We start from the raw sequence: 20,885 nt of genomic DNA on the forward strand, positions 1-20,885 counted from the left end.
GGATGCCCATGAACCCTGCCATCATCGCCATGACCATTCTCGGCTGCGACGACGCCGTGAAGGATTGCCAGTATATCGCCACGCTGCAGCAGCGCTGGCCGTCGATCGAGATGTGTAACTCGGTGTCGGAGCAGCAACTGGCCTCCTTCGCCAATGTCTCCTACCCCGTGGTCATTGCCGTCTGCCAGGACCCCAGAGCACCGGAGACGGCCGACAACGCGTCCCCGCAGCCAAACCAGCCGGACACCGAAACGGCGGCCAAGCCGCCGGAAACCGAAGAGCAGAAACGACAAGAGGAACGCGGCATGGCAGCCCGTGCCATCAGTCGCGTAACATCGGCCCTGCCGAGCAGTGACGGTATTCGCACACTGTTCGGCAAGCCGGTACGGCTGGTGGAAAACAGCTATTCCTGGGTCGCGAAGAAATTCCGGGACTGAGGCTTACGCTGCGAAGGCAAGATCGCCGGCATAAGAGCGCGCCAGCAGGCGCTCTTCCATCAAATGCAGCTTCTCGATCATGTCGAGCATTTCCGCCAATGGCGACATCGGCTGCGCTTCGGCCCTGAAACGTTCGATCAGCGGCAGGCAAATGCTCTGCAGTGAAAAGCCGATCGGCGACCGCGCCGCCTCCCGCCATAAAAGGACAGCCTCGACAAAAACATTGGCGATCGACCGATCAAGGCCCGCCGCCTCGAAGAGCGCGCGCACCGCATGCATTCGGCCGGTGGCGAGGATGGATCGCACACGCTGGTCGTCGAGGCCTGACAGGTTGCAGATCGCACCGGAGAAGAAATCCACCTTGCCACCGCACAGGACATGAATGAGGAAAGCCGGCGTCAGGCGGCCTTTCTGGCGAAGATGTTCGACCAAGCCGGCAATATCGTGATGCCGCACCGTGCCGGCAATGGCGACGGTTGCCGCTTCACTGGCCTCTCGGGTGACATAATCGATACGCGACGCAGTCAATGTGGTTCGCATCAGATCACTGGCTGCCAATGCCTCGCTGACATGGCTAACCAGAAGATGGCGCGCATCGGCGGCCAGATCCTCACGATCGAGCAGCACGTTACGGATATCTGCATTGTGGCCATGACGCTCAGCAATACGACGCAGCGTGAAACGGGTGATCGATGCCGTTTCGTTTTCAAGCAGCAGCAGCGCCTCCTCCTTGCCCGCCACTTCGGCGATGGCTGCGGAAATGCCGCGCGACAGGTTCGGTCGAGAAGCCACAAGCGCCCGCGTCACGACACTTCCCCGCCCGACCAGATCGACAAGATCGATATCGGTCAGCACCGGTGAACGAGTTATGACGGAGGAGGCGATCAGTGGCTGGTCTTCGGCCAGCGACATGATCATGCCGCGCGGAGCATCCGGCGAATCGGCAACTGCCTCGGCGAGCGCTGTGCGCACCACAGGAGACGGATCGTCCAGCAGATGCGTCAGCGCCAGTACGGCCGCCTGCCGCTTTTCGTCCTGCACGGACGAGGCAAGATAGCCCCGCGCCAATGCATGGGCAGCTTTTGCCCTGTCTGCTGGCCTGGCGGTTTCCGCCCAACGAAGAAAAGCCTGTACGATCACCCCGAAACCCCAATACAAAAGGAGCGTTACCCGCATTTACCCTACGAAATGCAGCTTAGGCAAAAATCGTTTAAGATTGGTTCACCATAAGATTTAACCACGAACGGAGAGTATTTCTGTCCGCTTTACTGCCGAAAACATGGCTGATCGTTTCGCCCGCGGAAGACCTTGTCCCGGCGGGGGAAACCGCGTCTTGCACCATCGTCGCCGACCTGCGCAAAATGCAGGCGGGCCCGGACTCGTTCGTGCTCACCGGCGCGACCGGTGCGCTTCTGTCGGCCGTCACCACTGATGCGACAACTGCACTACTCGACCTTTGCGTGGCGAAAAGGATCGCATTCGTCATTCTCTCCGGCGTGCGTCACGGCACAGAGATTCAACATCTGGACGTCCTGCTGCAGGTCGCCGAGGCGCGCGCAGGCATATCGACCGGGACGACCCGAATCATCGCCATGGCTGGAGACAACCCGCATGGGCTATTGGCGGCCGCCAGCTTTGCGGAAAAAAGCAAACGCCTGATTGCGCTTGGATGGGATGCGGGTGCTCTGGCTGTGGCCATGGGGTCCAGACATGGGCTCGGCACAGAGGTTGCAGCCACCGCCCGCGCCACCCTGCTACTCGCCGCAGCCGCTGCGAATGTATCGGCAATCGATACGGTCGAACCGAACACGGACGACGAATCGTTCCGCGCCGCCTGCCTCCACGCCAGGGCGCAAGGTTTTTACGGAAAAATGACCGGCGTTCCTTCGCACGTGCCGGTCATTCAGTCGGTGTTTAGCGATTGATCATCAGCCCTTGGGCGTCGTCGGCCGCGTCATTTCAAAGACGTCTGCACCGCCATCGGCATAATCGCGATAGCCCATGCGGCCGAGCGGGCGGGCAATGCCCATATCCACCCTGCCCTCGTGCAAAATGTCTTCGCTGAGATGGATGCCGACCACCTGCCCGAAGACGACGATGGCCTCGGCCTTGCCGCCGTCCATCGTTTTCGGCTCGATGATGTCGGTCACCCTGCATTCCAGCGCCGCATAGGCCTCGGCCACGAAGGGCGCATCCACGAGCGTCCCGGGCTTTGCCGTCAGGCCCGCAATGGTGAATTCATCGACGCCGTAATCGACGCTGACCGAAGAAGCATTCATCTGTTCGGCAAGGTGCCGGCTGGCGAGGCTTGCCGTGAACACGCCTGTCTCGCGGGCATTGCGAAAACTGTCCTTCGGCCCGCTCGACGCGAACATGACCAGCTTGGGCTTGTCGCAGATCGCGTTGAAGAACGAATAGGGCGACAGGTTCAAAGAACCATCCCGCCCCTTCGTACCGATCCAGCCGATCGGCCGTGGCGACACGATCGCTTTGAACGGATCGTGCGCCAGACCATGCCGGTTTTCATCGGTCGAGTAAAACATCGTCATTCCACCCAGGAGACGATATCGGCCAGGTCCGGCCGCGGCCGATCCGGGGTATTGAAATCGCTTGAGCCGATATGGATGAAGCCCGCGGCCTTCTCGCCTTCATGAATGCCAAGCGCCGACTGCACGCGCTCGTCATAGGTGATCCACTCTGTCCGCCAATTCGCGACATAACCATGCGCCTCGCAGGCCATAACCAGATTGAGGCAAAGCGCACCAGCGGACAGCAGCTGCTCCCATTCCGGAATTTTTGCATGAGGCGCAGCGGTGCTGACGACGGCAACGACGAGAGGCGCACGGGAAAAGCGCGCCAGTTCCGCCTGCTGCGCTGCCTCGGTCATGTCAGGCGTCTTTTCCAGCGAGAGGCGCAGGAACTCTTCGCCGAGTTTGACCCGCGAATCACCGCGATAAACGATGAAGCGCCATGGTGCGATCTTGCCGTGATCGGGCACGCGCGAAGCAAATCGCAGGATTTCCGTCAATTCTTCCTGCGAGGGGCCGGGCTCTCTGTATTGCGCCACCGGGGTGGAATGGCGTTGGCGCAGGTAGTCGATCAGCTTGATATCATTGCCCATGGTCACACTCGCATGTTTGACAGTTCGATGACGGACGCGTCCGGCATTTCGGCCTGTTTTTGATACAGGCCTTGAATTTGCCTTGGCGTTGGTTTTCAAGTGAAGTCTGCAACACGAAGAGTCAATCCGGGCGACATGACCAGAACCTCCATTGCCGTTTATGTGATGATCGGTGCAGCTTTTGCTGCCCTGCCGGCATCACCGTCTTTTGCCCAGGATGCATTCCAGAATTTCAAGCAGCTCGGCGGTTCCACAAAGATGCCGAAGCTCAACGCCTTTTCGGCAACGCCCAGCGCTCCCGCTGGCCTTCTTGCCCGCAACGTTGCTTTCGAAGCAAAGCTGACCAATGACGGCGAAGCGATGAAGGATGGCCTGGCATGGCGCGTCTTCGGTCCCATCCCGGGTGCTGACGGCAAGCTGCCATTGCTGGCCAGCGCCGATGGCGGCACCGCCGATTTTCAACTGGCCCCCGGCGATTATTTCGTCAACGTCGCGTTCGGGCGCGCTGGTCTCACCCGCAAGCTCACCGTGCCCGAGCAGGGGCAGGTCGACAAGCAGACGGTGGTTCTCGATGCCGGTGGCTTCGTACTGAATGCGGTAACCGGCTCTGACGTCCGCATTCCGCCGGCACAACTGAGTTTCTCGGTCTATTCTTCGGAAAGTCGCGAGGATGGCGAGCGCGGTCTGGTGATCGCAGACGTCAAGCCCAACAGCATCGTGCGGCTCAATGCCGGCACCTATCATGTCGTATCCGAGTATGGCAGCGTCAACGCCGTGGCGCGTGCCGATATCCAGGTGGAAGCCGGCAAGCTGACGACAGCAACGCTGCAACATCGCGCCGCCCAGATCACGCTGAAACTTGTCTCCCAACCCGGTGGCGAAGCGATTGCCGATACCGCCTGGTCGGTTCTGACGGGATCAGGCGACGTCGTCAACGAAAGCGTCAGCGCCTTTTCGACAATGATCCTCTCCGAGGGAGACTACCTCGCCGTTGCCCGTAACAAGGACAAGATCTACCAGCGCGAATTTACCGTGAAAGCCGGCCAGAACGCCGATGTCGACGTTCTGCTTTCATCTCACGCCCAGACGGCCAACGCCGATATCGAGTAATCCGCGTCGTTTTTGTCAGGCCCGTCAAGCCGCTTCGCTGCGGTTCGCAGCCTTGCGTGCCTCACGCCGCGTCAATGGCCGCATGGCAAAGACGGCATCATAGAGCTTGGCCAGCAGCAGTTTCCGATCGGTTGTCGCTGCCATTTCCTCATAGGCAATGACGGAACCGATACGGGCACGAATGGTGGTGCCCGAAAGCCGCTTGAACTCGCGGATCAGCAGCGACAGGCGCAGCACGAGCGAGATCTTGCTGGCAAAATGGAAGAGCGGACCGTTCTGCCCTTCGAAATAGATTGGCAGCACATTCGCCTTGGCGGACTGGATGAGTTTGGCCGGAAACATTTTCCACGGCAGGTCTTCAGCACGGCCAAAGCCGCGTCTTGCCGTCGCGACACCGCCTGCAGGAAAGATGATGATGGTGACACCCTCTTTCAGCAGCTTCAGCGCCTCGTGGCGCATAGCCATGTTCTGCGCCAGCGCCTCCCTGGTTTCCTCGAAGGAGACGGGCAGCGAATAGGGCGCCATTTCCGGCACTTTTAGAAGTTCGTTATTGATCATCACCCGGAACGGACGCCCAAGCTGCTCCGCCAGTGCCAGACTGGCGATACCGTCACCGATGCCGAAGGGATGGTTGGCAAGGATGACCAAAGGCCCTTCCGGCAGATTGCGCGGCGGCCATTCGCCGGCCACGTCCATGCCGACATCGATCAGATCGAGCATCTTGCCGAAAACGCGGTCGCTCTTGCCGACGATATCACTGCGCCAGATGTCGTAGAGCCGGGCATACCGGTTGCGGCCTGACATGCCCTCGATCGAGCGGATGATCCAGCGTTTCAGCCGCGTATCGCGCTCGTTGGCGTATGAAAGTTCCCTGAACTGCAATGCGGCCTCCACGCGGACCATCAGACATTTTCGCCGGTTATCATTGCAGTTCGATGACGAAATGAAAACGGCGCCTGTGGATTTCTCCGCAGGCGCCGTTTGTTTGTCAGATCAGGCCGAGAGCTTGGCCTTGCGGGCAGCAAGCTTGCGCTTGACGTCCGGCGGCGTTGCCTCATCGACCAGCGATGCGACAGCTTCGTCGAGCGACATGGCTGTCTGTGCCTGCGAGCCGAGGCGACGGATATTGACCGACCGCTGTTCGGCTTCCTGACGACCGCAGACGATGATCACCGGCACCTTGGCAACAGAGTGCTCGCGGACCTTGTAGTTGATCTTCTCGTTGCGGAAATCGGTCTCGACCTGCAGACCGGCATCGCGCAGCTGTTCAGCAACTTCACGACCGTAATCGTCGGCATCCGAAGTGATGGTGGCGACGACGACCTGCGTCGGCGCAAACCACAGCGGCATGTGACCGGCAAAATTTTCGATCAGGATGCCGAGGAAACGTTCCATCGAACCGCAGATGGCGCGGTGGATCATCACCGGCTGGGTCTTTTCCGAGTTCTGGTCGATGTAGAAGGCGCCAAAACGTTCCGGCAGGTTGAAATCAACCTGCGTAGTGCCGCACTGCCATTCACGGCCGATGGCGTCCTTCAGCGTGTATTCGAATTTCGGACCATAGAAAGCGCCCTCGCCCGGCAGGATGCCGGTCTTGATGCGGCCTTCAGACTGTTCCTCGATCATCTTCAACACGTCGGTCATGACGCTTTCGGCGCGATCCCACAGATCGTCGGTGCCGACGCGCTTTTCAGGACGCGTCGAAAGCTTGACGACGACTTCCTGGAAACCGAAATCTTCGTAGACCGACAGGATCAGTTCGTTGATGCGCAGGCATTCCGCTGCCAACTGTTCGTCGGTGCAGAACACGTGGGCATCGTCCTGCGTGAAACCGCGCACGCGCATCAGGCCATGGAGCGCGCCCGAGGCTTCGTAACGATGCACGTTGCCGAATTCGGCGAGACGGATCGGCAGTTCGCGATAGGATTTCAGGCCGTGCTTGAAGATCTGCACGTGACCCGGGCAGTTCATCGGCTTCAGCGCGAAAACGCGGTTGTCGGCTTCCTCGTCGTCAGGATGCGTGAACGCGTAGGCCGATTTCACGGCGAACATGTTGTCCTGATACCAGCCCCAGTGACCCGAGGTTTCCCAGAGCGAGCTGTCGAGAACCTGCGGCGCGTTGACTTCCTCATACGTACCGGCCAGACGGCGGCGCATATAGGAGGTCAGGGTCTGGAACATGCGCCAGCCCTTGCCGTGCCAGAACACCACGCCCGGACCTTCTTCCTGGAAATGGAAAAGGTCCATTTCGCGGCCGAGCTTGCGGTGGTCACGCTTTTCGGCTTCGGCGAGAATGTGCAGATACTGGTCGAGCTCTTCCTGTGTGGCCCATGCCGTACCGTAGATGCGCGTCAGCATCGGCTTGGTCGAATCGCCACGCCAGTAGGCGCCGGCAACCTTCATCAGCTTGAAGGCGGTGCCGATCTGGCCCGTCGAGGCCATATGCGGTCCACGGCAGAGGTCGAACCAGCCGCCCTGATTGTAGATCTTCAGGTCCTGACCTTCCGGGATCATGTCGACCAGCTCGACCTTGTAGGTCTCGCCCTTGTCGGCAAACACCTGCTTGGCTTTTTCGCGCGTCCAGATTTCCTTGGTGAAGGCGGCGTTCTTCTGGACGAGTTCCTTCATCTTCTTTTCGATCTTTGGCAGATCGTCGGGAGTGAAGGGCCAGTCTTCCTTGCTATCCGGATGGATGCGCTTGAAGTCGTAATAAAAACCGTTCTCGATGACCGGGCCGATCGTCACCTGCGTGCCGGGCCACAGATCCTGTACGGCCTCGGCCATGACGTGGGCGGCATCGTGGCGGATCAGTTCCAGCGCGCGCGGATCGGTGCGGGTGACGATCTCGATCTTACCATCGGTGACGGGATCGGAGAGATCGCGCAGCTCGCCATCCAGCGTGATCGCCACGGCCTTCTTGGCCAGCGACTTGGAGATGGATTCGGCGACGGCAAAGCCGGTCGTGCCCGCGTCATAGGCGCGAACGGAACCATCGGGAAATGTAAGGGAAACGGACATGTTGAATTCTCCTAGCCAGTCCCGCCAACGAATGCGGGTGGACAAAAATGGGCTGCGAGACTTTTTCACGCAGCAACGAACGGCGCGGTGATAGTCAAAAAACACGACTGAGTAAAGGTTTCAGGCCTTCTTGCCGAAGCGCCAGAGCGCCCATGGCATCAGGCGGCGGGTTCCCTCACCCAGCACTTCCGGCACCGGATCGAGACCGGATGTGCCGCCAGGGCCGCAGCGGCCAACCCGGAACAGGGTCAACCAGAAGCCGGACCAGAAACCGTGGCGTGCGAAGGCCTCATAACCGTATTCCGAACAGGTCGGGATATGACGGCATCCATTGCCGATAAAACCGGAAAGCGTCAGCTGGTAGAGACGGATGAAACTCATGCCCATGAGGCGGCCCGGCGTTTTGCGGAACGGGCCGTTCCAGTTGCGGCCGGTATATTTTCTAACGTCACCAGGTTCGTCTTCATCCGGTTGGCCACAGGCGCCGCACATGTGTCAGCCCGTCGCTACGGCAGTATCGCTCTTCGCTTCCGCCTGATCGATCGCATCAACGACGGCATCGAAGGTCAGCATGGTGGAGGCGTGGCGGGCCTTGTAGTCCTTGACGGGTTTCAGCACCCGCATTTCCTCGAAACGACCGACCGGCCCTTCGCCGTCCTCTTTCAGCATGGCCAGCATGTCGATCCGCGCCTGCCGCAACTCTTCCACACTCGCGCCGATCACGTGTTTCGCCATCGCTGCCGATGAGGCCTGCCCCAGAGCGCAGGCTCGCACCTTGTGGCGAAAGTCGCTGACGATACCGCCTTCGAGCTTTATGAAAACCTTGACCTTCGACCCGCACAGCTTCGAATGTTTTTCCGAGGCACCGTCCGCGTCTTCCAGTTCACCGGAAAGCCCGATATTGCCGGCAAGCTCGAGAATGCGGCTATTGTAGATGTCGTCCATAATCACCAGTTTCCGGATTATCGCACACGTCGCCGAAGAGCGCATGTCGAACACTGCGTCTTCGCAGATGCTCCTGTCATACCGTTCGTTTTATCATTATATGCTAGCGGAGAAAGCCCGCATCAAGACGTAAGCTTTTGCATGACGATCATCAAAATCGGAATGCAATGTCTTGTAAAATGGCTCTCGCGGCGTCAGATAGCGCCAAAATGGCGTTTTGTGGCCGAATGCCCGGCGTCACTGTACTAGGATCGGATGCGACCTTGACCCGCATCAGGATCAGGAGACTTGAAATGGATGCCATTGTGAAGAACTTTCCGGCCACAGGCCTCGCTAATGCTCGCCCGACGCAGCAGGAGGCCGAGGATGCAGTGCGTGTGCTTTTGCGCTGGACCGGCGACGATCCGTCCCGCGAAGGTTTGCTCGATACGCCCAAGCGTGTTGCAGCCGCCTATCGCGAGCTGTTTTCCGGCTATGACCAGTCGCCCGAGGAAATCCTTGGCCGTACCTTCGAGGAAGTGTCCGGTTACAAGGACATGGTTCTTGTGCGCGACATCCCGTTCTATTCGCACTGTGAGCATCACATGGTGCCGATTATTGGCAAGGCGCATGTCGCCTATCTGCCGAAGGGCCGCGTTCTCGGTCTTTCCAAGATCGCACGCCTCGTCGAGGTCTTTGGCCGACGCCTGCAGACGCAGGAAGCACTGACGGCACAGATTGCCGATGCCATTCAGAGCGTGCTTGAACCGCGCGGCGTTGCCGTGATGATCGATGCCGAGCATATGTGCATGGCCATGCGCGGTGTCCAGAAGCAGGGTTCGACCACCCTGACGACGACCTTCACCGCTGAATTCCAGGACAACGCCGCCGAGCAGGCGCGCTTCCTGACCCTTATCCGCACCTGAAAACTGCCGATCCGCAGGTATTGCCATGACGCTGACATTTGCCGCACCGTCCGCCGACAAGCACGCGCTCGAAGCGGGCGGCGATTTCACGCCACGCTTCGACGCCCATGGTCTCGTCACCGCCGTCGTGACCGATGTGCGCGATGGCGAATTGCTGATGGTGGCGCATATGAATGCCGAGGCGCTGGCGCTGACGATCGAAACCGGCATCGCCCATTATTACAGTCGTTCACGCGCAAAAATCTGGAAAAAAGGTGAGACCTCCGGCAACCTCCAGACGGTTGCGGAACTTCGCACGGATTGCGATCAGGATGCCGTCTGGCTGAAAGTCCGCGTTGGCGGCCATGATGCCAGCTGCCACACCGGCCGCCGCTCCTGCTTCTATCGCACGGTAAAGGAAACCGATGGCAAGGCCATCGTCGAGATCGCCGATGATGACCGCCATTTCGATCCCGATTCCGTGTACGCGAGCTGAGGAACGAATCTTCTCGTCGTCCCGTTTCCTGTCACATTTGCCGTTGATCAATACTTTCGAAACGCATTCGGGAGCCTAATGATCATCTGGGTTGATGATCTGGCGTGGAGGAGACGCGGAAGACATGAACTGGACTTGGAATAGAAACGCCCCGCATCCCGCCCCCGTTACGGACGTCGGAGGTGCGGTTGTTCTCGATGCTCCGCCATCCCCTCCTGAAAAACATCATCCCGAACCTCGCAAGGCCAAGATCGCGCTTGCCCTCGGTGGCGGCGCTGCGCGCGGCTGGGCGCATATCGGCGTGCTGCGTGCGCTGGACGAGGAAGGTATCGAAGTCGGCATGATCGCCGGCACCTCGATCGGCGCGCTGGTCGGCGGCTGTTATCTTGCCGGCAAACTCGATGAACTGGAAACATTTGCACGCTCGCTCACCATGCGCCGTATCGCCGGCCTGCTGGATCTGACGATCGGCGGCGGTGGTCTTTTTGGGGGCATGCGGCTGACCAAACGCATGCAGGAACATATGGAAGGCATTGCGATCGAGGACCTCAGCCGTCCTTTCGTTGCCGTCGCGACCGAATTGCAGAGTGGCCACGAAGTCTGGATCGCCAGCGGCTCGCTGATCACGGGCTTACGCGCCTCCTACGCCCTGCCCGGCATTTTCGAACCTGTCAAATGCAACAATCGCACTTTGGTCGATGGCGCGCTGGTCAATCCGGTGCCGACATCCGTGTGTCGTGCCTATGAGCAGCCGCTCGTCGTCGGCGTCAATCTCAACTACGATATCTTTGGCCGGGCCGCCGTGGTGCGCCACAATGCCAGCATTCAGGAAATCGAGCAGCGACAGCGCATGGACGATGCCGGTGGACGCGCCGCCAGCCGTATCAGCATGACCGGCACGATGGTGCAGGCCTTCAACATCATCCAGGAGCGCATCTCACGCGCGCGTCTTGCCGGTGATCCGCCGGATCTGGCGCTGCATCCGCGCCTCAGCGATATCGGCCTGTCGGAATTTCACCGCGCCGGTGAAGCCATCCGGCGCGGCTACGAGGAAACCAAAGCGCAGATCGTTGCGTTGAAGCGCATGCAGGAAATCTGCGCCCGATAATCGGCTTCAGCGGTCAGCCGGCGATATAGGCCTTGATCTGTTCGGCTTCGTGTTCGATTTCGCTGATCCGCGATTTCACCACGTCGCCGATCGAGATAATGCCGACAAGCGCACCATCGGCCTCCACCGGCACGTGCCGGAAACGACCGGCCGTCATCATTTCCATCAACTCGTCATTGGTATTGTCTTCGCGACAATGGGTCACATTCGCAGTCATCGAGGATGACACCGGCTTTTCCAGCACCGCCGCTCCTTCACGGGCAATGGCACGCACCAGATCCCGCTCCGTAAAAATTCCGGCAATGCGACCTTCGAGGCTTGTCACCACGACGGCGCCGATATGCTTTTCGTTGAGGATGGCGGCAACCTCGCTCAGCGTCTGCTCCCGACTGACCGAAACGACAGTCCGACCTTTCGCATCCAGCATGCTCTTAACGGTTTGGGGCATGGTTCTCTCCTCACGTTTCTTTTGCGTCTCACCACAAGGCTGAAGCACCAAAAGCCCTCCCCGGCCAGCGCTGCAACCAGAAGGATGGTGCCCCTTAAGAGACCCAAAAGCAATGTTTTGTCAGAGAGCGAGACTTACCGCACGCGATCAAACAGGCCGAACAGCAGATAACCGAACAGAAAACCGCCTATATGCGCGTCCCAGGCAATGGCGTCGGAACCGGCATCGATCAGGGGCAAGCCTACCGCCGCCAGCAGGTTCCCGGCGAACCAGAGAATCACGAATGTCTTTACGGTCCGGCTGCGCATGGCGCCGGTAATCGTCTGGCGCGGGTAAAGATGGCCGAAGGTCCGGTCATAGCCGCCATCCCTCGGAAATGCGAACCTGCAGGCTGCGCCCATCAATGCGGAGACCACGCCGGAAGCACCGATCAGAATCGTCGTCTCACCCCAATTGATCGCTGCGTGAAAAAAAGCCGAAGCAGCGGCCGACAAAATCCAGAACAGCAGATAGCGCGCGGTACCTATGCGACGCACCACCGGCGCACCGAAAGCCAGAAGCCACAAGGTATTGAAAATGAGGTGCTGAAAGCTTCCGTGCAGAAAGGAATATGTGACCGGCGTCCACAGCCACTCCAACCCCTGTTCCGACAAGGGGTGGACATAACGCACAGGACTGAAGGCGAACTGGACCATAAACCAGTATTCGATCTGCTCGGAAGGCGCATAAGCCTGAAAAAGGTAAACGGCCGCCAGAACAACGACCGTCACAACCAGTGAGGTCGGCAGATTGAAGATTGGCTGCCTGCCATTGTCTTCTTCTTCAAGCACGGCCTGTTGCGCCCGTTCCTCATCCGCCTCTGAATGCGGCGGCACATCCTGTCTGTCAGCCATTCATCACCTGCTGTTCTCTCTGCCTCAGCCTTACCGGACGAAGGGTGCGAACGGAAGCACTCGGCGACTTGGCACGGTTTTCGCTACGTCTGTCACAAGGGCTCGGGAAAGAATGAATCTTGTTCCGAAATATAACACATGAGTACCATGCAGACCGACGCAGGAAACGAATTATTCAGCTACTGGCTTGAACTGAAACGCGATGGAACGATCCCGCAGCAGCGGGAATTCGAACCCGCGCGGGTACGCCACATGCTGCCCGACCTTTTTATTCTCGGCAAAAATGATGCCGGCACCATGTCGTTTCGATTGGCCGGCACCCGCCTTTGCGCGCTGTTCGGGCATGAACTTCGGGGGCGCCCCTTTACATGCCTTTGGCACAAGTCCCAACGCCGGCAAGCGGGCATCGGCATTCAGGCCATGCTTGCCCGAGGCAACCCGATGGTTACCGATGTGACCGGCGTGGGCGCGGAAAGCAATCATGAATATCAGATGATGCTTCTGCCAATGCGCTCGGGCGAATCGGAAGCGGATCGCATCCTGGGCGCAATCTTGCCCCGCCAGCCCCGCGCGAGCGCATTGCTGGAGCACATTTCCTGCCTCTATGCCGGTGAGTCGCGCAGTATCGCCGAGGAAAGCGTGGACATTCACCCCGAAGGTAAGCGTTTTACCCGCTTCATGCGACGTCTTCTTTCTGTTGAAATAGTAGATGACGGACTTTCGGGAAGAAGCTGACAAGCCAGTCAGAACGTTCTATTAACCGCGATGCGATATCCATTACAGCGCCTTGCACCGTCAGGCGCATAATGGGCATCATAACATTTCAGAATTTACGCATCGCGACTTGAGAGAACGAGCATGTACTCTTTCCAGCCAGCTCAACCATCGACACCACCGCAGGGCGCGCAGGAGCGTTCCTTCCAGCGGGTGACGGTCGGCATGAGCGGCCGGCTGATGCTGGAAAGCCACGATGAATTTCCCTGCACGGCAGTGGAAATGTCGCCGGGCGACGTTGTCTTCTCATGCGAGGCGCGCCCCTCGGCCGGCGAACGAGTTATCGCCTACATCGAAAATCTCGGGCGAATCGAAGGCAATGTCATCGGCGTCACGGCCGACGGCTTTTACATGTCGATCAACGCGACCGACCGCAAGCGCGAGAAACTGGCCGCCCAGCTCACCTGGCTCGCCAACAAGCATGAACTCGGACTGCCGGAAGATCGTCGCCACGATCGCCTGACGCCTCGCATCACCCGCACAGAGATCGTGCTGGACGACGGCCGCAAATATCCGTGCAAGATCGTCGACCTCTCGCTTTCCGGCGCCGCCATCGATATCGAGATTCGTCCGGCACTCGGCACACCGGTCATGCTCGGCAACATGCGTGGCCGCATCGTGCGTCATTTCATCGAGGGCGTTGCGATCGAGTTCGCCTCCGTCCAGTCCCGCGAGTCGCTGCGGGCTTTTCTCTAAGCCGCCGCCACCGCTCCCAATCTTTACACTTTCGAAGCCGGCGACCAAAATCGCCGGCTTTTTTGTGCCGTTTCGACGGTGCAACGGGACAGTTTCGAGAAAAATACGGGGTATCGCTAAAAAAATCTCGTTTCGGGACGATTTTTTTGACACCAAAAACCGACCCGTGCCAGCCTGAAACAGTGACAAAGTGCCTGATAAACAAGGTTTACGAGCCATTTAGCATGAGTTGAGGCTCGATTCTCAGGCCTTGTGACGGGACCGACAAAGACCTTCTCAAGAGCGTTAAAAACCAAGCAGATTCAGTAGGATAACGCCTCCATACCAGCGTCGCGAAGCGTCGATGATTCAAATTTGAACTAAATTTGCGGAAAATACCCGTCGAATTTTCGTCGAATTCAATTCGAATTTTCGGCATGTTTTAGCTGAATTGAATTCAAATAAGCACTTGTTTTTACGACGGTATTTTCCGCCGGATCAAAACCTTGCTGCGATTGTCTCCTCACCAACGGGGAGACAAGAAAAATGACGAAGAGCACAGCCCTGGTGATCGCCGCTATCGCCACCTTCATCGCAGTATTTCAGCCACAGGCGGCATCCGCTGCCAGCGGCACGATGAAGGTCATCGGTCAGGCCAACCCGCCGATCGGTCATTACGAATTCTGCAAGACCTATCGCAGCGAATGCGTTCGCACCAATGGTGACCGCGGCGCAGTCGCACTGACCGAAGACAAGTGGCGCACGCTGCTCGACGTCAACTACACCGTCAACACCGCCATCCAGCCGATGACCGACCAGGAAATCTACGGCGTCGAGGAAAAGTGGGCCTATCCGACCACGGTCGGCGACTGCGAGGACTTTGTCCTCCTGAAGCGCAAGATGCTCATGCAGAAGGGTTTTGATGCCTCTGCCCTGCTGATCACCGTCGTGCTGCAGCCGAATGGCGAAGGCCATGCCGTCTTGACCGTGCGCACCGATCGCGGCGATTTCATCCTCGACAACATGCGCAACAAGGTCATGCTCTGGGCCGATACCGAATATACCTACCTCAAGCGCCAGTCGAACGAAGATCCGGGCCGCTGGGTCAAGTTGCAGGATGGCCGCACCATCGCAGTCGGCAGCGTCAGCCAGTAATTCTTGCAATACCCTCACTGAAAACTTGCCCGGCCCACTTAAACGTGGCGCCGGGCTTTTTCGTTTGCCCTGCCTGCTCCGCACAAGCCTCATATGGAAAGACGTGCCTGACAGCAGGCAGGTCACAATGGCGCAACAGGACGACTATCAGGAACCACTGATCAGCAATCGCATGGCATTCGGCCTGATGGCAGGTCTTGGCCTCATGGTTGCCGCAACCTTCGCCATCAGTCTGGGCGGCCAATGGATCGGTCCAAGGCTGGCGCTCGGCAGCCATACCGACAGCCGTGAAGAAGTCAGCGTCCGCATTGGTCAGGACGAGTTGCGCCTGCCGGTCAACACCATCCGTTTCGGCGAACAGCGGCGCTCCGGCGACAGTGACCGCATCGACCTTTATCTTACCTGGCCGGAAATGCAGGGCTATAGCGTCAGCCTCAAGAACCGATTCGACGGCTCTCACAACACAGACGGACTGATCTTTCTGCAATTGTCGCAGAGCACCATGTCGCGCGACATGTCCGGACGCGTGGAGCCGATCTATTCCCGCCTGTTCGACGGCGATCCCCTGCCCGGCCCCTATGGGCTCACCGCCCATCACCTTCGTGCCGATAGCGGTTATGGCCAGGAAGTCATCCTGACCGCACCGATGGCCGACGGCGGCAGTTATGCCGTTCGCTGCCTGATGCCCTCCCAATCCACCGCAGCAAGCTCCAGGTCGGCTGCCGCCGCCAACAGTGCGAGTTGCCAGAGAGACATAAGGGCGGGACAGGACCTGACGGTCCTTTATCGATTCTCTCCGTCGCTTTTGCGCGACTGGCAACGCATTGACGCCGCAATCGCTCGTTTTGTACGTGAGCGCGCAACCAAGCGAAAACCCGCGCAATAAGCCGCTAAAATTCGATCAAACGCTGCAACGTCGGGTTCATCATAAACCAGTTGGTAACGCTGCTGACCTAAAGTGCACCGCAACGGCACGCTGCGGGGGCGCGACCGGACCCATTACCATCGAGTTGCAAGTAGCGAGTGCAGGCGTGTTGAAAAACCTCTTCAGTTCATCTCTCCCCAAGGATGGCACATCGAAAACCGCTCGGGTTGCTGGTCGGTTCGTTGCAGCGATCGTAGCGTCGACGATTTTCGTCAGTCCCGCTCTTGCTGCGAAATATGCCGGCATCGTCGTCGATGCCAAAACCGGCAAGGTTCTTTATAACGAAGACGGCGACGGCCTTCGTTATCCGGCGTCTCTCACCAAGATGATGACGCTTTATCTTACCTTCGAAGCGCTCGAGTCCGGCAAAATCTCTCTGAGTGACAAGGTTCCGGTGTCGGCGCATGCCGCATCAGAGCCTCCGTCGAAGCTCGGCGTTCGCGCTGGCGGCTCGATCAATGTCGAACAGGTCATCCTGTCGCTGGTCACACGTTCGGCAAACGATATGTCCACCGCCATGGGCGAATTCCTCGGCGGCTCGGAAGCGCGTTTCGCGCAGATGATGACCAACAAGGCACGTGCGCTCGGCATGACGCGCACCACCTATCGCAACGCCCACGGCCTGCCGAACACCGCGCAGATGACAACGGCCCGCGATCAGGCTCGCCTCGGCATCGCGCTGCGCCAGCACTTTCCGCAGTATTACGGCTATTTCAACACCCGCAGCTTCAAGTTCGGCAGACAGGTCATCGGCAATCACAACCGTCTCGTCGGTAATGTGAAGGGCGTTGACGGCATCAAGACCGGCTATACGCAGGCTGCCGGCAGCAACCTTGCCACATCCGCACAGCTCGACGGCCGCTCGATCGTTGCCGTCATCCTCGGCGCCAAGGGTAGTGCCGCCCGTGACGCGCAGATGCGCAAGCTCGTCGCCACCTATCTGCCGCAGGCATCACGCGGCGGCAACAGCAACCTGATTGCCCAGACAGCGCCGGCCCCTTCGCTTCCGGTGACCGATGCACCGAAGCCCAGCACACCTTCGGTCGACGTTCGCCAGCTTGCCTCGATGGACCTGCCGAACGCAGGCCCGATGCCGGAAACCCGCTACGAGCAGAAGGTTCCGGGCGCCAACGCCTATGCCGCCGAACCGAAGTCGCAAGGCGCTCGTGATGCTGTTTCTTCGGTCATCGCAACGAACGCTCCGGTTCCACCGCGCGGCCTTGCGCCGGCAGCGGGCTACCTGAAGGAACCGGCATCGGATCAGAAGATCGTAGCCGTTACGGATTCTGTCACCACCGCATCGACACGATCCGATCGGCAGGCCGCAACGGCACAGCAGATTGCCGGCTGGGTCGTGCAGATCGGCGTTTCGCCGAACCGCGACATGGCTATGGATCTGCTGTCCAGCGCACAGGACAAGGGCGGCAGCGCACTTCGCGGCGCAAAGCCCTTCACGGTCGCCGTCAACTCCAACGGCAGCCAGCTTTATCGCGCCCGTTTCGGCGGGTTCGACGACCAGAAGACGGCCGTCAATGCCTGCAACGCCCTGAAGAAAAAGGGCATCAAGTGCTGGGCTTCGCTCCAGTAAAGCAAATGGGTGACGCTGCCGTCGGGTAACCGGCGGCGGCAGCCGGGCTGCGTTTCTTGTCCCGGTTTCGTTTCAGCCCTCGAAAAGTAAAGCGTACGAGGTCAGATATGGCAGTGAACGAAAACAACATCGAACGTGAATTTCCGACGACGTTGAAGAGCCCGATGCGTGGGCCGTCGCTGCATCCTTTGCACGAGGCTGCCATGCGGATTGCCGGCATGGGCATGAACCGGCCGCGCGAAAAGACGCGTGATCTGGTCGGGCTTCTTCTGACCCACGCGGCACGCGCCTGGCGCTACACGCAGCCGGAAGCGAAGATCCACCTCCACATTTCCGTCCGCTCAGGCAACGCGCCGATCCATATGCGTCTGCGCTGATCGACCGAAATCAATCTTGAGAATTCACAAGCGCGTCCCTGTGGCGCGCTTTTGTCGTTTCAGAGAAGGCCGAGTTCTGCAAGTTCACGGCGCAGATCTTCCGGCAGCGCCATGACGTCTTCGCCAAGGCTGCCGAGATCGGCGGGCGCATCTTCCGGCGTCAGATACCGCCAGCCCTGAAACGGCCGGCGCGGCTGCGGCATGGTCTCGATCACTTCCGGCCCGAGAATCAGATGGCAGCGTCCTATGCCGTCACCGCCGGTAAAGGTTTCGATACCCAACAGTTTCTGGCGTGCCATGACCTGCCCCTTGATCACCCAGTAGAGCGATCCGCCATCCAGAAGTTCATCCACACGCTTGGGAACCATTCGCGTCGTGTGTACCGAATGCGGCTCGAGACCGGCAGCGATCGCGCTCAGGCAGCGCTCGGCGACCCAGTCTCTTTGATCCTGAATGGATTCTGCGCCGACGCAGAGTTTGACGATGTGAAGTGCCATGTCCCGCTTCAAGACCCATACGCGCGCCGCGTCAAGCCGCGGTCGCGGCATGGCAGGCCTGCATCCACAGGCCCGCGATCATGCGATCAACATTCGACGACGTTGACGGCGAGGCCGCCGGTGGAGGTTTCCTTGTATTTCTCGCTCATGTCGTTGCCGGTCTGTCGCATGGTTTCGATACAGGCGTCGAGCGGTACAAAATGCGTTCCGTCGCCCTTGATGGCCAGTGAGGCAGCTGTCACGGCCTTCACGGCACCCAGCGCATTGCGCTCGATACACGGTACCTGCACCAGACCGGCGATCGGATCGCAAGTCATGCCGAGATGATGTTCGAGAGCAATTTCGGCGGCGTTCTCGATCTGCTCCGGCGAGCCATCCATCACTGCCGCTAATCCTGCCGCCGCCATCGCGGCAGCAGAGCCCACCTCGCCCTGACAGCCGACTTCGGCGCCGGAGATCGAGGCATTGTGTTTGATGATGCCTCCGACAGCCGCCGCCGTCAGGAGGAATGTGTGAATGTCCTCGCGGGTCGCATCCTCATGAAAATGCAAGAAATAACGCACTGTTGCCGGGATGACGCCGGCCGCACCATTGGTCGGCGCGGTGACGACGCGGCCGCCACCGGCATTTTCCTCGTTGACGGCCATCGCGTAAACGGACAGCCAGTCATTGGCGAGCAGCGGGTTAAGCCGGTTGGAGCGCCATTCGGCCTCCAGCTTTTCGTGGATGGCGCGGGCACGGCGCTTCACCTTCAGGCCACCCGGCATGATGCCGTCCACCTGCAGGCCGCGATCGATACAGCGGCTCATCGCGTCCCAGATGCGGTCCAGCCCTTCGTCCAACTCGGTGCTGCTCATCTTGGTTTCTTCATTGGCACGCTTCATCGCGGCAATGCTGAGGCCCGCGCCACGCGCCATTTCGAGCATTTCCTTCGCTGATGCGAAGGGATAAGGCACCCGATCGGAGCTGATCTTCTTGTGACCGCGCATGGCTTCGAGTTCGGTATCCGTCACCACGAAACCGCCGCCGATCGAATAATAGATACGCTTCAAAAGCAGGCGGCCGTCTTTGTCGAGCGCCTCGAACGCCATGCCGTTGGCATGGCCCGGCAGCGGTACCTTCTTGTCGTAGATCAGGTCCGTCTTCGGCTGAAAGTCATAGGCAGGATGGCCGGGCGGCGTGACACGCCCCGTGCGCTCCACCTCGGCAATAATGCCATCCATAGCATCCGGATCGACGCTTTGCGGCGCCTCGCCCATCAGGCCGAGGACAACCGCCCTGCCCGTGCCGTGGCCGATACCGGTAAAGGCGAGCGAGCCGTGCAGGCTGACCTTCAGCGCCGCCACATGCGCGCCTGCCGGCCGTGGCCAGTCATCCGAGAGGATAAGGTCGAGAAACCGATTGGCGGCCGACATTGGTCCCATCGTGTGGGAACTCGAAGGACCGATACCGATCTTGAAGACGTCAAAGACGGAGAGAAACATGGCAGTCCACATCGCGAGTAAGATGAGATCAGGCTACGCTTGACGAAACACAAGCTAAGGCGATTGCCCGACATCCGGTTTTGTCGCAGCGACATAGGATCAAAATTCCTGTCGTGCAATGTGGATAGGAAGATCGTGATCGCGCAACCATCTTGCCGGGCATGCTGATTCTGACGCATTACACTAGAATTCGTTGAAATTCGGTCTTTTCCAACCCGGTCATACCCATGTCGAATGCGGACTATATCGCGCTTGCCCTCTTCATCGTCCTCTGGGCGCTCTACAGCTGGTTCTCTGCCGGTTCCGGTGGCAAATACCTGCCGCGCCAGAGCCTCAACCGGGTGATGGCCGAGCGCCGCAGGAACTGGATCTACAATTCGCTGAGCCGCGACCTGAAGATGATCGACACGCAGATCCTTGCGGGCCTTCAGAACGGCACGGCGTTTTTCGCCTCGACATCCATCCTTGCCATCGGCGGTTGCTTTGCGTTGCTCGGCGCCACAGATCAGGTCGAAGCCGTGTTTCGCGATCTCGCCATCGCCTCCTATGGCGGCCGCACCTCGTTCGAACTGAAGGTCGCGGGGCTGACCGTCATTTTCGGTTATGCCTTCTTCAAGTTCGGCTGGTCCTATCGCCTGTTCAACTATTGCACCATTCTCTTCGGTGCACTGCCGATGATGCACGAGACGAACGGCAACCGCGAAGCCGCCGAACGCGCTGCCGATCAGGTGATCCGCATGAACACGATCGCCGCCAGCCACTTCAATTCGGGCCTTCGCGCATTTTTTCTATCGATCGGCTATCTCGGTTGGTTTGCCGGGCCCTATATGTTCATGGCAATGACCATCGTCGTCATCGTCGCGCTGACCCGTCGCCAGTATTTTTCAGAGGCGCGCCAGGCTGTGATGGAAGACGGGCAATCCTGAACCAGAGATCGATCCTGAAAGAGT

24 protein-coding genes are annotated in these 20,885 nt (G+C 59.4%); 13 read left to right on the forward strand and 11 right to left on the reverse strand.

Annotated elements, in window-relative coordinates:
- Positions 1-8: 8 nt before the first annotated feature.
- Complete coding sequence (locus GAO09_RS00815) at positions 9-437, forward strand: hypothetical protein (RefSeq protein WP_153352175.1); 429 nt, start codon at positions 9-11, stop codon at positions 435-437.
- A gap of 3 nt (positions 438-440) precedes the next feature.
- On the opposite strand, the gene GAO09_RS00820 is transcribed toward GAO09_RS00815, so the two are convergent.
- On the reverse strand, positions 441-1,613 hold the full coding sequence (locus GAO09_RS00820) for a DUF2336 domain-containing protein (protein WP_153352176.1): 1,173 nt from the start codon (positions 1,611-1,613) through the stop codon (positions 441-443).
- Between the two features lie 209 nt (positions 1,614-1,822).
- Here GAO09_RS00820 and GAO09_RS00825 point away from each other — a divergent pair, with 209 nt between their 5' ends.
- On the forward strand, positions 1,823-2,362 hold the full coding sequence (locus GAO09_RS00825; RefSeq protein ID WP_209018562.1) for an aldolase/citrate lyase family protein: 540 nt from the start codon (positions 1,823-1,825) through the stop codon (positions 2,360-2,362).
- Positions 2,363-2,365: 3 nt separating this feature from the next.
- Here GAO09_RS00825 and GAO09_RS00830 read toward each other — a convergent pair whose 3' ends face one another.
- The gene (locus GAO09_RS00830) at positions 2,366-2,980 is read right to left on the reverse strand and encodes a flavin reductase family protein (RefSeq protein ID WP_153352178.1); all 615 of its coding nucleotides are present in this window, start codon (positions 2,978-2,980) and stop codon (positions 2,366-2,368) included.
- Between the two features lie 2 nt (positions 2,981-2,982).
- A complete protein-coding gene (locus GAO09_RS00835) occupies positions 2,983-3,558 on the reverse strand; it encodes a nitroreductase family protein (RefSeq protein WP_153352179.1) in 576 nt (191 codons plus the stop codon).
- A 135-nt stretch (positions 3,559-3,693) separates the two neighbouring features.
- Here GAO09_RS00835 and GAO09_RS00840 point away from each other — a divergent pair, with 135 nt between their 5' ends.
- The gene (locus GAO09_RS00840; protein WP_410767681.1) at positions 3,694-4,668 is read left to right on the forward strand and encodes a hypothetical protein; all 975 of its coding nucleotides are present in this window, start codon (positions 3,694-3,696) and stop codon (positions 4,666-4,668) included.
- 24 nt (positions 4,669-4,692) lie between these two features.
- On the opposite strand, the gene GAO09_RS00845 is transcribed toward GAO09_RS00840, so the two are convergent.
- The 4 genes from GAO09_RS00845 to GAO09_RS00860 all read right to left on the reverse strand — a co-directional run bounded on the left by GAO09_RS00845 (position 4,693) and on the right by GAO09_RS00860 (position 8,631).
- Positions 4,693-5,550 carry a lysophospholipid acyltransferase family protein gene (locus tag GAO09_RS00845; RefSeq protein WP_153352673.1) on the reverse strand — a complete coding sequence of 286 codons (858 nt, stop codon included), beginning with the start codon at positions 5,548-5,550 and terminating at the stop codon, positions 4,693-4,695.
- 111 nt (positions 5,551-5,661) lie between these two features.
- Positions 5,662-7,686: a threonine--tRNA ligase gene (gene thrS / locus GAO09_RS00850; protein ID WP_153352180.1), complete on the reverse strand. Its 2,025-nt coding sequence runs from the start codon at positions 7,684-7,686 to the stop codon at positions 5,662-5,664.
- A 120-nt stretch (positions 7,687-7,806) separates the two neighbouring features.
- Positions 7,807-8,178, reverse strand: coding sequence for a membrane protein insertion efficiency factor YidD (gene yidD, locus GAO09_RS00855; RefSeq protein ID WP_153352181.1), 372 nt, complete (start codon positions 8,176-8,178; stop codon positions 7,807-7,809).
- Between the two features lie 3 nt (positions 8,179-8,181).
- Complete coding sequence (locus GAO09_RS00860) at positions 8,182-8,631, reverse strand: iron-sulfur cluster assembly scaffold protein (RefSeq protein WP_153352182.1); 450 nt, start codon at positions 8,629-8,631, stop codon at positions 8,182-8,184.
- A gap of 293 nt (positions 8,632-8,924) precedes the next feature.
- On the opposite strand from GAO09_RS00860, the gene folE reads away from it, so the two are divergent.
- The 3 genes from folE to GAO09_RS00875 all read left to right on the forward strand — a co-directional run bounded on the left by folE (position 8,925) and on the right by GAO09_RS00875 (position 11,119).
- The gene (folE, locus tag GAO09_RS00865; protein WP_153352183.1) at positions 8,925-9,536 is read left to right on the forward strand and encodes a GTP cyclohydrolase I FolE; all 612 of its coding nucleotides are present in this window, start codon (positions 8,925-8,927) and stop codon (positions 9,534-9,536) included.
- 25 nt (positions 9,537-9,561) lie between these two features.
- On the forward strand, positions 9,562-10,011 hold the full coding sequence (hisI, locus tag GAO09_RS00870; protein ID WP_153352184.1) for a phosphoribosyl-AMP cyclohydrolase: 450 nt from the start codon (positions 9,562-9,564) through the stop codon (positions 10,009-10,011).
- A gap of 124 nt (positions 10,012-10,135) precedes the next feature.
- Positions 10,136-11,119 (forward strand): patatin-like phospholipase family protein, encoded by a 984-nt coding sequence (locus GAO09_RS00875; RefSeq protein ID WP_153352185.1) that lies wholly within the window; start codon positions 10,136-10,138, stop codon positions 11,117-11,119.
- A gap of 13 nt (positions 11,120-11,132) precedes the next feature.
- Here GAO09_RS00875 and GAO09_RS00880 read toward each other — a convergent pair whose 3' ends face one another.
- Complete coding sequence (locus tag GAO09_RS00880; protein ID WP_153352186.1) at positions 11,133-11,567, reverse strand: CBS domain-containing protein; 435 nt, start codon at positions 11,565-11,567, stop codon at positions 11,133-11,135.
- A gap of 134 nt (positions 11,568-11,701) precedes the next feature.
- Positions 11,702-12,460, reverse strand: a complete 759-nt coding sequence (locus GAO09_RS00885) for a rhomboid family intramembrane serine protease (RefSeq protein ID WP_153352187.1) — start codon at positions 12,458-12,460, stop codon at positions 11,702-11,704.
- A 138-nt stretch (positions 12,461-12,598) separates the two neighbouring features.
- On the opposite strand from GAO09_RS00885, the gene GAO09_RS00890 reads away from it, so the two are divergent.
- The 6 genes from GAO09_RS00890 (at position 12,599) to GAO09_RS00915 (ending at position 17,954) form a co-directional block, all read left to right on the forward strand.
- On the forward strand, positions 12,599-13,195 hold the full coding sequence (locus GAO09_RS00890) for a PAS domain-containing protein (RefSeq protein WP_153352188.1): 597 nt from the start codon (positions 12,599-12,601) through the stop codon (positions 13,193-13,195).
- A 123-nt stretch (positions 13,196-13,318) separates the two neighbouring features.
- A complete protein-coding gene (locus tag GAO09_RS00895) occupies positions 13,319-13,930 on the forward strand; it encodes a PilZ domain-containing protein (protein ID WP_153352189.1) in 612 nt (203 codons plus the stop codon).
- A 525-nt stretch (positions 13,931-14,455) separates the two neighbouring features.
- On the forward strand, positions 14,456-15,064 hold the full coding sequence (locus tag GAO09_RS00900; protein WP_153352190.1) for a transglutaminase-like cysteine peptidase: 609 nt from the start codon (positions 14,456-14,458) through the stop codon (positions 15,062-15,064).
- A gap of 127 nt (positions 15,065-15,191) precedes the next feature.
- Positions 15,192-15,950, forward strand: a complete 759-nt coding sequence (locus GAO09_RS00905) for a hypothetical protein (protein WP_153352191.1) — start codon at positions 15,192-15,194, stop codon at positions 15,948-15,950.
- Between the two features lie 229 nt (positions 15,951-16,179).
- The gene (locus GAO09_RS00910; RefSeq protein ID WP_324184819.1) at positions 16,180-17,577 is read left to right on the forward strand and encodes a D-alanyl-D-alanine carboxypeptidase; all 1,398 of its coding nucleotides are present in this window, start codon (positions 16,180-16,182) and stop codon (positions 17,575-17,577) included.
- Between the two features lie 107 nt (positions 17,578-17,684).
- Positions 17,685-17,954, forward strand: a complete 270-nt coding sequence (locus tag GAO09_RS00915) for a hypothetical protein (RefSeq protein WP_153352193.1) — start codon at positions 17,685-17,687, stop codon at positions 17,952-17,954.
- A 59-nt stretch (positions 17,955-18,013) separates the two neighbouring features.
- Here GAO09_RS00915 and GAO09_RS00920 read toward each other — a convergent pair whose 3' ends face one another.
- Entirely contained in the window at positions 18,014-18,451 is a 438-nt protein-coding gene (locus tag GAO09_RS00920) for a DUF1489 family protein (protein ID WP_153352194.1), read from the reverse strand.
- 86 nt (positions 18,452-18,537) lie between these two features.
- Positions 18,538-19,935 carry an L-serine ammonia-lyase gene (locus GAO09_RS00925; protein ID WP_153352195.1) on the reverse strand — a complete coding sequence of 466 codons (1,398 nt, stop codon included), beginning with the start codon at positions 19,933-19,935 and terminating at the stop codon, positions 18,538-18,540.
- A gap of 227 nt (positions 19,936-20,162) precedes the next feature.
- Between GAO09_RS00925 and GAO09_RS00930 the strand changes: the two genes are divergently transcribed.
- Positions 20,163-20,861: a DUF599 domain-containing protein gene (locus GAO09_RS00930; protein WP_153352196.1), complete on the forward strand. Its 699-nt coding sequence runs from the start codon at positions 20,163-20,165 to the stop codon at positions 20,859-20,861.
- Positions 20,862-20,885 lie beyond the last annotated feature (24 nt).

Source organism: Endobacterium cereale (genome assembly GCF_009617585.1).
GTDB classification, from domain to species: Bacteria; Pseudomonadota; Alphaproteobacteria; order Rhizobiales; family Rhizobiaceae; genus Neorhizobium; species Neorhizobium cereale.